General features: G+C 70.0%; 13 protein-coding genes. 7 read left to right on the plus strand and 6 right to left on the minus strand.

Annotation, left to right across the window (positions count from 1 at the left end; all coding sequences use genetic code 11):
• Positions 1 to 15: 15 nt before the first annotated feature.
• Entirely contained in the window at positions 16 to 930 is a 915-nt protein-coding gene (locus tag AWC19_RS12375; RefSeq protein WP_085078365.1) for a UTP--glucose-1-phosphate uridylyltransferase, read from the minus strand.
• A gap of 76 nt (positions 931 to 1,006) precedes the next feature.
• Here AWC19_RS12375 and AWC19_RS12380 point away from each other — a divergent pair, with 76 nt between their 5' ends.
• The 4 genes from AWC19_RS12380 (at position 1,007) to mscL (ending at position 3,356) form a co-directional block, all read left to right on the plus strand.
• Positions 1,007 to 1,612, plus strand: coding sequence for a 5-formyltetrahydrofolate cyclo-ligase (locus tag AWC19_RS12380; protein ID WP_085078366.1), 606 nt, complete (start codon positions 1,007 to 1,009; stop codon positions 1,610 to 1,612).
• Between the two features lie 74 nt (positions 1,613 to 1,686).
• Positions 1,687 to 2,013 carry an FmdB family zinc ribbon protein gene (locus tag AWC19_RS12385; protein ID WP_085078367.1) on the plus strand — a complete coding sequence of 109 codons (327 nt, stop codon included), beginning with the start codon at positions 1,687 to 1,689 and terminating at the stop codon, positions 2,011 to 2,013.
• Between the two features lie 140 nt (positions 2,014 to 2,153).
• Positions 2,154 to 2,831, plus strand: a complete 678-nt coding sequence (locus AWC19_RS12390; RefSeq protein ID WP_085078368.1) for an SAF domain-containing protein — start codon at positions 2,154 to 2,156, stop codon at positions 2,829 to 2,831.
• A 63-nt stretch (positions 2,832 to 2,894) separates the two neighbouring features.
• Positions 2,895 to 3,356: a large-conductance mechanosensitive channel protein MscL gene (mscL, locus tag AWC19_RS12395; protein ID WP_085078369.1), complete on the plus strand. Its 462-nt coding sequence runs from the start codon at positions 2,895 to 2,897 to the stop codon at positions 3,354 to 3,356.
• A 10-nt stretch (positions 3,357 to 3,366) separates the two neighbouring features.
• Here the strand turns inward: mscL and AWC19_RS12400 are convergent, their stop codons facing one another.
• From AWC19_RS12400 to rpmF, 5 genes are all read right to left on the minus strand, one after another.
• Entirely contained in the window at positions 3,367 to 3,927 is a 561-nt protein-coding gene (locus tag AWC19_RS12400) for a MogA/MoaB family molybdenum cofactor biosynthesis protein (RefSeq protein WP_085078370.1), read from the minus strand.
• Positions 3,927 to 5,384 (minus strand): S1C family serine protease, encoded by a 1,458-nt coding sequence (locus AWC19_RS12405; protein ID WP_085078371.1) that lies wholly within the window; start codon positions 5,382 to 5,384, stop codon positions 3,927 to 3,929. The genes AWC19_RS12400 and AWC19_RS12405 overlap by 1 nt, the downstream gene beginning before the upstream one ends.
• Positions 5,385 to 5,479: 95 nt before the next feature.
• Positions 5,480 to 7,036: a HAMP domain-containing sensor histidine kinase gene (locus AWC19_RS12410; protein WP_085078372.1), complete on the minus strand. Its 1,557-nt coding sequence runs from the start codon at positions 7,034 to 7,036 to the stop codon at positions 5,480 to 5,482.
• Positions 7,036 to 7,722 carry a two-component system response regulator MprA gene (mprA, locus tag AWC19_RS12415; protein WP_085078428.1) on the minus strand — a complete coding sequence of 229 codons (687 nt, stop codon included), beginning with the start codon at positions 7,720 to 7,722 and terminating at the stop codon, positions 7,036 to 7,038. The genes AWC19_RS12410 and mprA overlap by 1 nt, the downstream gene beginning before the upstream one ends.
• A 68-nt stretch (positions 7,723 to 7,790) precedes the next feature.
• On the minus strand, positions 7,791 to 7,964 hold the full coding sequence (gene rpmF, locus AWC19_RS12420; RefSeq protein WP_007168835.1) for a 50S ribosomal protein L32: 174 nt from the start codon (positions 7,962 to 7,964) through the stop codon (positions 7,791 to 7,793).
• A 275-nt stretch (positions 7,965 to 8,239) separates the two neighbouring features.
• On the opposite strand from rpmF, the gene AWC19_RS12425 reads away from it, so the two are divergent.
• Genes AWC19_RS12425 through AWC19_RS12435 form a run of 3 tightly spaced genes read left to right on the plus strand, consistent with a single transcriptional unit; the run spans position 8,240 to position 12,748 of the window.
• Entirely contained in the window at positions 8,240 to 9,958 is a 1,719-nt protein-coding gene (locus AWC19_RS12425) for an acyclic terpene utilization AtuA family protein (protein WP_085078373.1), read from the plus strand.
• Positions 9,955 to 11,103, plus strand: coding sequence for an acyl-CoA dehydrogenase family protein (locus AWC19_RS12430; protein ID WP_085078374.1), 1,149 nt, complete (start codon positions 9,955 to 9,957; stop codon positions 11,101 to 11,103). The genes AWC19_RS12425 and AWC19_RS12430 overlap by 4 nt, the downstream gene beginning before the upstream one ends.
• Before the next feature lie 49 nt (positions 11,104 to 11,152).
• Positions 11,153 to 12,748 carry an acyl-CoA carboxylase subunit beta gene (locus AWC19_RS12435; protein ID WP_085078429.1) on the plus strand — a complete coding sequence of 532 codons (1,596 nt, stop codon included), beginning with the start codon at positions 11,153 to 11,155 and terminating at the stop codon, positions 12,746 to 12,748.

Below are 12,748 nucleotides of genomic sequence, written 5' to 3' on the forward strand. Positions count from 1 at the left end.
CGGGTCAATTCCCGGCTACTGCTCGGTCAGGCCCAATCGCGCCACCAACCACCGCCGCAACTCCGGGCCGTAGTCGTCACGATCCAATGCAAAGTCAACCGCAGCTTTCAGGTAGCCGCCGGGATTTCCCAAGTCGTGTCGGGATCCCCGGTGCACCACCACGTGCACGGGATGGCCCTCCTCGATCAGCAGGGCGATCGCGTCGGTGAGCTGCACCTCGCCGCCGGCCCCACGGTCGATGCGGCGCAGCGCGTCGAAGATGGCCCGGTCGAGCACGTAGCGGCCCGCCGCGGCATACATCGACGGGGCTTCGGAGGCCTTGGGCTTTTCGACCATGCCGTTGACCTTCAGCACGTCGGGGTTGTCGCCGTCGATGACGGGCTCGACGTCGAAAACGCCGTAGGCGCTGATCTCCTCGGGGGTCACCTCGATGGCGCACAACACCGTGCCGCCGCGCTGGGCCCGCACCCTGGCCATCGTCTCGAGGACGCCGGTCGGCAGCACCAGGTCGTCGGGGAGCAGCACCATGACGGCGTCCTCGTCGGCGGCCAGGGTGGGTTCCACGCTGCTGATGGCGTGCCCCAGCCCGAGCGGCTCGGCCTGCACGACCGATTCCACCTTGATCAGCTGCGGCGCCCGGCGCACCTTGTCGAGCATCGCCTTCTTGCCCCGCGCCTCCAGCGTGCCCTCCAAAACCAGGTCCTCGACGAAGTGCGCGACGACGCCGTCCTTGCCCTCGGAGGTGATGATGACCAGCCGCTCGGCACCGGCGGAGGCCGCCTCTTCGGCGACGAGCTCGATGCCGGGGGTGTCGACGACGGGCAGCAGCTCCTTGGGCACCGTCTTGGTGGCCGGCAGGAATCGCGTGCCCAGGCCGGCCGCGGGGACGATCGCCGTGTAGGGGATCGGGACTTCATCTGGCCGTGACATCGTTCACACCATAGCGCTCAGAGGGTTTGCCGCCGCAGCATGGCAGGGCGAATACCCGTGCTGGCATCGTTGACGCATGACGGCCGCGAGCAAAACCGCGTTGCGTGACCGGCTGCTCGGGTCCCGCGCCGGCGTAGCCGACGCCGTCCGGGCCGCCGAGGCCCGCATGCTCAGCGATCACCTCGGGCGCACGGTGAGCAGCGGCACCACGGTGTGCGCCTACGTGCCGGTGGGCACGGAGCCGGGGTCGATCGAGATGCTCGACGTGTTGCTGGACCGGGCGGGACGGGTGCTGCTGCCGGTGGCGCGTACCGGTGCCGACGGCGCGCCAGTGCCGCTGCGGTGGGGCGAATACCGGCCGGGCGGCCTCGTGCCCGGCCGCTGGGGGTTGCTCGAGCCACCCGAGCCGTGGCTGCCCGAGTCCGCGCTCGCCGGGGCTGACCTGGTGATCGTCCCGGCGCTGGCCGTCGACCACCGGGGGGTGCGCCTGGGTCGGGGCCGCGGGTTTTACGACCGCTCGCTGGGCGCCCGCGACCCCCGCGCGCGCCTGGTCGCCGTCGTGCGCGACGAGGAGTTCGTCGACGAGCTGCCCGCCGAGCCGCATGACGTGCCGATGACCCATGTGCTCACCCCCCGGGGCGGGCTGGTCGCGGTGTTTTCCGCCCGCCACGGCGGGGAATGACAAAGTTCACGCAGCGGTTCTAGCACTAGACACGGTAGAGTGCTAACAGACTTTTCATCACCGGAGGTTTCCCAGTGCCGACCTACAGCTACGAATGCACCGAGTGCGGCAACCGCTTCGACGTGGTGCAGGCCTTCACCGACGACGCGCTGACCAGCTGCGAGAAGTGCTCCGGCCGGCTGCGCAAGCTCTTCAACTCCGTCGGCATCGTGTTCAAGGGCAGCGGTTTCTACCGCACCGACAGCCGAGAGGACGGCAAGAAGTCCAAGGCCTCGACCAACGGTTCTTCGACCAGCGACGCGGCCTCGAGCTCCGGGTCGAGCGAAAAGAACGGGTCCAGCAACGGGTCGAGCGAGAAGTCGACCAGCCCGGCCGCGTCCACCGCCGGCGCCTCGACCTAGCGGCGATCGCAAGCGCGGCGAAGCCGGGCGCTGGGGCCACCCCCGCGGAGCGGGGGACGGGTCGACGCCATCGGGCCCGTTATCCACAACCGGCCTCCCGACCGGCCGCGCGGCGGCCGCGCCGCGCCTACCGTTGCGGCGTGCGGGAACCGTCACTGAACCCGACGCTGGTACGCCGGATATCGGCGTCGCTGCGCCCCGATTGGACCAGAACCGTACGGGCGCGGCGCGCGGCCGCCGCCGGACTCGTCGTGTTGGCCGGCGTCGCGGCGCTACGGTCCGACCCGGACGGCGACAGCGCCCAGGTGCTGGTCGCCGCCCACGACCTCCGTCCCGGTGCCACGTTGACACCCGACGATGTCCGGCTCGAAAAGCGTTCGGCCGCAACGATTCCCGACGGCTCACAGACCGATCCTGGGGCGGTGGCCGGTGCGACGTTGGCCAGCCCAACCAGGCGCGGAGAGGTTCTCACCGATGTCCGGTTGCTGGGCAGCCGGCTGGCCGAGGCCGCGATCGCCTCGAAGGCCGGGGCCGGGGCCCGCATCGTGCCGCTGCACCTGGCCGACGGCGCCCTGCTGGATCTGGTCCGCGTCGGCGACGTCGTCGACGTGCTGGCCGCGCCGGCCGACACGCCGGGGGGAACCCCGGCCGTGACCAAAGTGGTAGCAACCGACGCCGTCGTCGTGCTTGTGTCGGCCAAGCAGAAGGTTCAGGCTGCCGATAGCGACCGCGTAGTGCTGGTCGCGCTGCCGGCTCGCGTGGCGAACGCGGTGGCAGGCTCGGTGCTGGGTCAGACGGTGACGCTCACCCTGCACTAAGTGCCTGGCCCGAGCCCGCCGGGTGTCCGACAGCACCGGGTCCGGACACAGAAGGGACAGCGCATGCTCAAAGGGTTCAAAGAGTTCCTGTCGCGCGGCAACATCATCGACCTGTCCGTGGCGGTGGTCATCGGTACCGCGTTCACCGCGCTGGTCACGCAGTTCACCGACAACGTCATCAAGCCGCTAATCAATCGGGTCGGCGTCAACCAGCACTCCAACTACGGCATCCTGCGGATCAGCATCGGCGGCGGCCAGGCGATCGACCTCAACAACGTCATATCCGCCGCGATCAACTTCATCATCGTCGCCGCCGTGGTGTACTTCCTAGTTGTCTTGCCCTACAACACATTTCGCAAGCGCGGCGAGGTGGAGCAGGCCGACGACGCGGAGATCGTGCTGCTGACCGAGATCCGTGACCTGCTCGCCCACACCGACGGGGACTCGTCGGGTCGCCACGGCGGCGCGGCGGCCAAGACACCGCCCCCGGACCACGGACCCCGGGCCGAGGCCGAGTCGCGGTGACGGGCTGCTGCTAGATCTCCAGGCTGGACAGCTGGCCGATGATCTGGGCCGCAAGCGGGTTCAGCGTCGCCATGCCGTCGCGCACCGCATAGCGGGAGCCGGCGAGGTTGACCACCAGCGTGCTCCCGGACACCCCCGCCAGGCCCCGCGACAGGCCGGCGTCGATGATCCCCGCGGACAGCCCCGAGGCCCGGATGGCCTCCGCGATGCCCAGGATCTCTCGGTCCAGGATGTCGCGAGTGGCCTCGGGCGCCACGTCACGCGGGGTGACCCCGGTGCCGCCGACCGAGACCACCAGGTCCACCCCGCCGATCACCGCGGTGTTCAGCGCGTTGCGGATCTCGACCTCGTCGGCCGCCACCGCCACCACCCCGTCGACCACGAAACCCGCCTCGGTGAGCAGCTCGGTGACCAGGGGCCCGCTGTGGTCCTCCTCGTCCCCGTGGGCGGTGCGGTCGTCGACCACCACGACCAGCGCCCGGCCGACTACCAATTCCGCACCCGTTTCCATGGCTGCCACCGTATATCCGAGTTCCGACAGTGACTCGTTCAAGGGCTCATCGACTCTCATTACTGGTCCGCCTTGCCGAGCGTGACCTGCACGGTGCGGCTGGCGCCGCCGGGATCCTGGTAGGTCAGCGACACCTTGTCACCCGGCGCCTTGGAGCGCACGGCCGCGACCAGCGCGTCGGCGTTGTTGATCGGACGGTCGTCGACCTTGGTGACGACGACGCCCTTGGGGACGCCGGCGGCCGCGGCCGCGCCGTTGGGCACGACGTCGACGACCTTGGCCCCGGGGGCGGTCTTGTCGCTGGTCACCTGCACGCCCAGCGAGGCGTGCGTCGCCTTGCCGGTGCTGATCAGCTCGTCGGCGATGCGCTTGGCCTGGTCGACCGGGATCGCGAAGCCCAGCCCGATCGAGCCGCTCTGCGCATCCGGTGAATCGGCGCCCAGCGTGGCGATCGCCGAGTTGACGCCGACCAACTGGCCGCTCATGTTGACCAGCGCACCGCCGGAGTTCCCGGGGTTGATCGCGGCGTCGGTCTGGATCGCGTCCAGCACGGTGTTCTGGTTGCCCGCCTCCCCGGTGGTGGACACCGGCCGGTTGAGGGCGCTGATGATCCCGGTGGTCACCGTGCCCGACAGGCCCAGGGGCGAGCCGATCGCCACCACCGGCTGCCCGACCCGCAGGTCCGCCGAGGAGCCCATCGTGACGGGGGTGAGGTTGGGTACGCCCTGCACGCGGATCACGGCGATGTCGCTGGTGGGGTCGGCGCCGACGACCGTGAACGGCGCGGTGCGGCCGTCGGAGAAGGTCACCGTCGTTTTCGGCGGCGGGCCGCCGGGGGGCGCGCCGGGCGGGCCGCCGGGCTTGGCCGCGGCCGCGACGACGTGGTTGTTGGTCAGGATCAGCCCGTCCGCCGACAGCACGATGCCCGAGCCCTCTTCGGACTGGCGACCCATGTCGGTCTCGAGCATGACGACGCTGGGCACCACCTTGGAGGCGACCTGCTCGACGCTGCCCGGCGGCATGTTCGCGGCCGGGACGCTGGGCGCGGCGCCCGGGATTATCCCGTGCCCGTTGCCGCCCGCGGAGTGCGTGCCCATCTCGACGGCCGTCGCGGCGGCGCCGCCGATGCCGGCCGAGACGATCGCGATCGCGAAGGCTCCGGCAACCAATGCGCCTGCGCGAGAACGCTTTTGGGGTGGCGGAGCCATCGGCGGGTACATCCCGGGTATCGGGCCCGTGCCGGTCGCCCCGGACAGCGGAATCGACCCGGTGCCGCCGGGGATGGGGCCGGGACCCGTTCCCCCCGGCAACCGGCCGGCCCCGGTGTTGCCGAACGGCTCGTAGGGCCGGCGGTACTGGTCCGTCGGCGTCGGCTGCTGCTGCGGCCGGTAGCGCCAGTCGTACTGCTGGGTGTACGGCTGTTGCCCCCGCGCGTAGGCGGGCGGCACGGGCTGATTCTGGCCGGTGGGGTAACCCTGCTGCTGCGGCGGTGGCGAATACCTCGGGTCATTCGTCATGTCGCTACGTCGCTCTTCCTCTATATCGGAGATATCGGATCTCTGTCGGATCTATGCCAAATCGACTTCGCTCGAGTCCAACAGTAACTGCAGACCTACCGTGCCCGCGCAGACTGAGAGTCCACTGAGATAACGCTCGCCGAATCCCGAGAGTTCACCGCGTCGCCCGCCACCGGTGCGGCGGGGTCGGTCTCGCCTTCGGTCTTGTCGATCTCAGTGTCGCCCGGCGGCGCCGAAGACGTCGCGATCGGCAACGGGCGGCCGGGCAGCAGCACGTAGATGGACGTTCCGGGGGGCTGGCCGCCCGGAACGGTGTCCTCGACCCGCAACAGGCCCCCGTGGTTGAGCACCACCTTCTTGACGATCGCGAGCCCGAGGCCCGAACCGGGCAGCGCGCGCGCCGACGCGGATCGGTAGAACCGTTCGAACACCAGTCGCCGCTCGTGCGGCGGAATTCCCGGGCCCTGGTCGGAGACGACCAGCTCGGCGTGCGACGGGTCAAGTTGGCTCAGCCGGATTGCGACGTGGCCGCCCGGCGGGCTCCACTTGGCGGCGTTGTCCATCAGGTTCAGCACCGCGCGTGACAGGCCGGCCGCGTCACCGTAGACCTGCCAGGGGCTCACCTCGACGTCGAAGTGAATGTCGTTGCGGCGCCGGCGGACTCGCTCCAGGCTGCGATCGATCACGTCGGACATGTCGACCGTCTCGTGCACCACCTGACCGGCATCGTCGCGGGTGAGGTCCACCAAATCGCCTACCAGCGTTGACAATTCCTCGATCTGCGCCAGCACGTCTTCGCGCAGGCCAGCCATCTCCTGCTCGGGCAGCCGCGGCGCCCCCGGCTCCATCGAGGCCATCAGCAGCTCGACGTTGGTGCGCAGCGACGTCAGCGGGGTGCGCAATTCGTGCCCGGCGTCGGTGACCAGCCGCGCCTGCCGCTCCCGCGACTCGGCCAAGGCACGCAGCATCAGGTTGAAAGCCTCGGTGAGCCTGGCCAATTCGTCGCTGCCGAACACCGGGATGGGCCGCAGATCGTCGGTGCGCGCCACCCGTTCGGCGGCTTCGGTGAGCCGGGCGACCGGACGCAGGCCCGCCCGGGTGACCATACCCCCGGCCACCGCGGCGACCGCGACGCCGATGCCGCCGACCATGAGCAGCACCCAGCGCAGTTTGGTCATCACCGCCTCGGTCGGCTTGAGGCTCTTGGAGATCAAAAGTGAGCTGCCGTTGGGCAAATGGATGGCAAGGATCCGCTGATCGGCCGCGGTGCGGCGCGACATGAACAACTCGCCGCGGATCACGGCCTTCTCGGTGGAGCCGACGGGCAGGGTTTGGCCGGGCTGGTTGGCGGTGTAGACGGAGTGGCCCGGGTTCACCAGCATCGCGTTGACGTCGGAGTAGGCGGTGCCCTCGATGGCCTTGCCGGGGTCGGCGGCCAGGGATCCGCTGGCGATCAGCAGCTGGGCCCGGCTTTGCAGTTGGTTGTCGATATCGCTGTACAGCGCGGCCGAAATCACGGCGTAGACGGCGAACGCCATCAGCACGACCACCATGGCCACCATCGACATCGCCAACAGCATCACCCGCCACCGCAGCGACAGCGAGCTGGTGGCCGGCAGCGGTGGCCGCCGGCGCCGGCGGAACCGGATCATTACGGCGGTGTCTCCCGCAGGACGTAGCCCACCCCGCGCACCGTGTGGATGAGGCGCGGCTCGCCGTCGGCTTCCGTCTTGCGGCGCAGGTAGCCGACGTAGACCTCCAGCGCGTTGCCCGAGGTGGGGAAGTCGAATCCCCACACCTCTTCGAGGATGCGGCTGCGCGTGAGCACCCGGCGCGGGTTGGCGATCAACATTTCCAGCAAGGAAAACTCGGTGCGGGTCAAGCTGATTCGGCGCTCCCCCCGGGTGACCTCCCGGGTGACCGGGTCCAGGGTCAGGTCGGAGAACTTCATCGCCACCGAATCGGCGTCGTCGTCCGGCTTGGTGCGGCGCAGCAGCGCCCGCATCCGCGCCAGCAGCTCTTCGAGGGCGAAGGGCTTCGGCAGGTAGTCGTCGGCGCCGGCGTCCAGGCCCGCGACCCGCTCGGACACCGAATCGCGGGCGGTGAGCACCAATATCGGCAAATCGTCGCCGGTGCTGCGCAGCTGGCGGCACACCTCGAGGCCGTCCAGCCGAGGCATCATCACGTCCAGGACGAGCGCGTCGGGCCGGTCGCTGGCGATCATGTCGAGGGCCTCGACCCCGTCGTGGGCCAGCTCGACCGAATAGCCGTTGAAGGAAAGCGACCTGCGCAGCGACTCGCGCACCGCGCGATCGTCGTCGACGACAAGTATCCGCACGGCCATCAGTTTCGTCCTAGCGCCTGAGAGCGGGCTGAGAGGCGCGCCGTGTGTTTGCCGAGATTCGGCTAGCGGCGGTCGAGGTCGATCAGGCCCAGGCGGGCGGCCTTGAGCAGCCGCCGCGGCACCTTGTGCTTCTGGCCGGCGACGGTGACACCGACGAGCTCGGTCTTCGTGGCCTTCCACTGCGCGCGACGGCTTCGGGTGTTCGCGCGCGACATCCTGCGCTTGGGTACGGCCATGGTCGGGCCTAACTCCTCGGGTCGGGGGTATGTCGCCGGGGGTGGCCGGTCGGGCCTAACGTGCGACGATTGCGTACCAGGATAGTCGGTGACCTGCTGGCGGCCAAAACGGCGTGCTCGGCGGGACCGCCGCGCGAGACTGAAGCGAGGGCGGTCCGTCCGCGGCGTGTCGTGTACCTGGTGTCAGGGTCGCGGCCGTCGGGAGCAACCGAGCTCCTTGACGGGCGTCAGGCGGCACCCGCTAGCCTACCGGGTGGTTGGTTGATTGGAGGGCCATGGCGTCTGCTGGCGGTCCCGCGGCTGTTCGGATCGCGAACTGCTCCGGGTTCTACGGCGACCGGCTGTCGGCGATGCGCGAAATGCTCACCGGCGACTCCAACGACCCAGTGGACTACCTGACCGGGGACTATCTGGCCGAGCTCACGATGCTCATCCTCGGCCGCGACCGGATGAAGCACCCCGAGCGCGGCTACGCCAAGACCTTCCTGACCCAGCTCGAGGACTGCCTCGGCGAGGCCCGCGACCGCGGCGTCCGGATCGTCGCCAACGCCGGCGGCCTCAACCCCGCCGGGCTGGCCGACGCCATCCGCGCCCTGGCCGAGCGCCTCGGCGTCCCCGTCCGCGTCGCGCACGTCGAGGGCGACGACCTGCAACCGCGCGCCGCCGAGCTGGGCCTGGGCACGCCGCTGACGGCGAACGCCTACCTGGGAGCGTGGGGCATCGTCGAGTGCCTGGGCGGCGGCGCCGACGTCGTCGTCACCGGGCGGGTCACCGACGCCTCGGTGATCGTGGGGGCCGCGGCGGCGCACTTCGGCTGGGGACGCACCGACTACGACGCACTGGCCGGGGCGGTGGTGGCCGGACACGTCATCGAATGCGGCGTGCAGGCCACCGGCGGCAACTACGCGTTTTTCACCGAGGTGGCAGACCTGACCCACGCTGGTTTCCCACTGGCCGAGGTCCGCGCCGACGGCTCCTCGGTGATCACCAAGCACCCCGGCACCGGCGGGCTGGTCAGCGTCGACACCGTCACCGCGCAGTTGCTCTACGAGATCGCCGGCGCCCGCTACGCCAATCCTGACGTGACCGCCCGCATGGACACCGTCGAGCTGGCGTCCGACGGCCGCGACCGGGTGCGCATCAGCGGGGTGCGCGGCGAGCCGCCGCCGCCCACGCTGAAGGTGTCGCTGAACAGCGTCGGTGGGTTCCGCAACGCCATGACGTTCGTGCTGACCGGCCTGGACATCGAGGCCAAGGCCGACCTGGTGCGCCGGCAGCTCGAGGCCGCGCTCACCGTCAAGCCCGCCGAGCTGCAGTGGTCTCTGGCCCGCACCGACCACGCCGACGCCGACACCGAGGAAGCCGCCAGCGCGCTGCTTCATTGCGTCGTCCGCGACCCCGACCCTTCGAATGTCGGACGCCAGTTCTCTTCGGCCGCAGTGGAATTGGCGCTGGCCAGCTATCCGGGCTTTCACGTGACCGCCCCGCCCGGCGACGGCCAGGTCTACGGAGTGTTCACCGCCGGCTACGTCGACGCCAAGCAGGTGCCCCACATCGCGGTGCAGGCCGACGGCACTCGCATCGAAATCCCCTGCGCCACCGAGACTTTGGAGCTCGCACCCGTCGCACCCCCGCCGTTGCCCGAGCCACTGCCGGCCGGGCCGACGCGGCGGGTGCCGCTCGGCCGCATCGCGGGGGCGCGCAGCGGCGACAAGGGCGGTTCGGCCAACGTGGGCGTGTGGGTGCGCACCGACGAACAATGGCGCTGGCTTGCCCACACGCTGACCGTCGAGCTGCTCAAGGAGTTGCTCCCCGAAGCGGCCGACTTCGAGGTCACCCGCCACCTGCTGCCGAACCTGCGGGCGGTGAACTTCGTCATCGACGGCATCCTGGGCCAGGGCGTGGCCTACAACGCGCGCTTCGATCCCCAGGCAAAGGGCCTGGGCGAGTGGCTGCGCGGCCGCTACCTCGACATCCCGGAGAGGCTGCTATGAGCGTCTGGACCACGCCCGAGCGCGAACAGTTGCGAAAGACGGTGCGCGCGTTCGCCGAACGCGAGATCCTGCCCCACGTAGACGAGTGGGAACGCTGCGGGGAGCTGCCGCGCGACCTGCACCGGCGCGCCGGGGCGGCCGGCCTGCTGGGCGCCGGGTTTCCCGAAGCGGCCGGCGGAAGCGGCGGCGACGCCGCGGACCCGGTGATCGTCTGCGAGGAGCTGCATCAGGCCGGCGCCCCCGGCGGCGTCTACGCCTCGCTGTTCACCTGCGGCATCGCGGTGCCGCACATGATCGCCTCGGGCGACGAGCGGCTCATCGAGGAGTTCGTCCGCCCGACGCTGGCCGGTGACAAGATCGGCGCGCTGGCCATCACCGAGCCGGGCGGTGGTTCGGACGTCGGGCACCTGCGCACCGCCGCGGTGTTGGATGGCGACCACTACGTCGTCAACGGCGCCAAGACCTACATCACCTCCGGGGTGCGCGCCGACTACGTCGTCACCGCCGTGCGCACCGGAGGCCCCGGGGCGGCGGGGGTTTCGCTGCTGGTGATCGAGAAGGGCACGCCCGGCTTCGAGGTCTCCCGCAAGCTGGACAAGATGGGGTGGCGGTCCTCGGACACCGCGGAGCTGTCCTTCACCGACGCGCGGGTGCCGGCCGCCAACCTGGTCGGCGCCGAAAACAGTGGCTTCGCCCAGATCGCCCAGGCCTTCGTCTCGGAGCGCATCGGCCTTGCCGCGCAAGCCTATTCGAGCGCGCAGCGATGCCTGGACATCACCGCCCAATGGTGTCGCGACCGGGAGACGTTCGGCCGCCCGCTGATCTCGCGCCAGTCGGTGCAGAACACGCTGGCCGAGATGGCCCGGCGCACCGACGTGGCGCGGGTGTACTCGCGCCACGTGGTGGAACGCCAGCTCGCCGGGGAGACCAACCTGATCGCGCAGGTCTGCTTCGCCAAGAACACCGCCGTCGAAGCCGGCGAATGGGTGGCCAACCAGGCCGTCCAGCTGTTCGGCGGGATGGGTTACATGGCCGAGTCCGAAGTCGAACGCCAATACCGGGACATGCGGATCCTGGGCATCGGCGGCGGCACCACCGAAATCCTGACCGCACTGGCCGCGAAAACCCTGGGGTATCAATCATGATCGCACCGCCTCCCCCACATCCCTGCGCCCTGCGTCGCCGGCGGTGGTCGTGACCGTACTTCAGTCCGCCCTCGATCCGACGTCCCCCGCCTACGCCGACGCCGCGTCGACGGCGACCGCGCGGCTCGAGGAGATCGGCGCCGAACTCGCCAAAGCCCTTGCGGGCGGGGGCCCCAAGTATGTCGAGCGCCACCACGCGCGCGGCAAGCTGACCGCGCGGGAACGCATCGAGCTGCTCGTCGATCCGGATTCGCCGTTTTTGGAGCTGAGCCCGTTGGCCGCCTACGGCAGCCCCTTCACGCTGGGTGCGAGCGTGGTGGTGGGCATCGGCGCGGTCGAGGGGGTGGAGTGCCTGATCGTGGCCAACGACCCCACCGTCAAGGGCGGCACCAGCAACCCGTGGACGTTGAAAAAGATCCTGCGCGCCAACCAAATCGCCTTCGAGAACCGGCTTCCCGTCATTTCCCTGGTGGAATCCGGTGGGGCCGACCTGCCGACCCAAAAGGAAATCTTCATCCCGGGCGGGCGGATGTTCCGCGACCTGACGCGCCTGTCGGCGGCCGGCATCCCGACCATCGCGCTGGTGTTCGGCAACTCCACCGCGGGCGGGGCCTACGTGCCCGGGATGTCGGACCACGTCGTGATGATCAAGGAACGCTCCAAGGTGTTTTTGGCCGGCCCCCCGCTGGTGAAGATGGCCACCGGCGAGGAATCCGACGACGAATCCCTTGGCGGCGCCGAAATGCACTCTCGCGTCTCGGGTTTGGGCGACTACTTCGCCGTCGACGAGCTGGACGCCATCCGCATCGGGCGTCGCATCGTCGCCCGCCTCAACTGGGTCAAGCAGGGGCCGGCCCCCGGACCGGTCACCGAGCCGCTGTTCGACGCCGAGGAGCTGATCGGCATCGTGCCCGCTGACCTGCGCATCCCGTTCGACCCGCGCGAGGTGATCGCCCGCATCGTGGACGGCTCCGAGTTCGACGAATTCAAGGCCCTGTACGGCTCGTCCCTGGTGACCGGGTGGGCCCGCCTGCACGGCTACCCGCTGGGCATCCTGGCCAACGCCCGCGGCGTACTGTTCAGCGAGGAGTCGCAGAAGGCGACCCAGTTCATTCAGCTGGCCAACCGCTCCAACACGCCCTTGCTGTTCCTGCACAACACCACCGGCTACATGGTGGGCAAGGACTACGAAGAGGGCGGGATGATCAAGCACGGTTCGATGATGATCAACGCCGTGTCCAACTCGACCGTCCCGCACATCTCGCTGCTCATCGGTGCGTCCTACGGCGCCGGGCATTACGGGATGTGCGGGCGGGCCTACGACCCGCGTTTCCTGTTCGCCTGGCCCAGCGCCAAGGCCGCGGTGATGGGCGGCGCCCAGCTCTCGGGCGTGTTGTCGATCGTGGCGCGCGCGGCCGCCGAGGCCCGCGGGCAGGAATACGACGACGCGGCTGACGCTGCCATGCGCGCGGCGATAGAGGGCCAGATCGAGGCCGAGTCACTGCCGTTGGTGCTGTCTGGGATGCTCTACGACGACGGGGTGATCGACCCCCGCGACACCCGCACCGTGCTGGGAATGTGCTTGTCCGCCATCGCCAATGGCCCGATCAAGGGGACGTCGAACTTCGGCGTCTTCCGGATGTGA

The sequence above is a fragment of the Mycobacterium palustre genome, assembly GCF_002101785.1.
Classification (GTDB): Bacteria; Actinomycetota; Actinomycetes; order Mycobacteriales; family Mycobacteriaceae; genus Mycobacterium; species Mycobacterium palustre.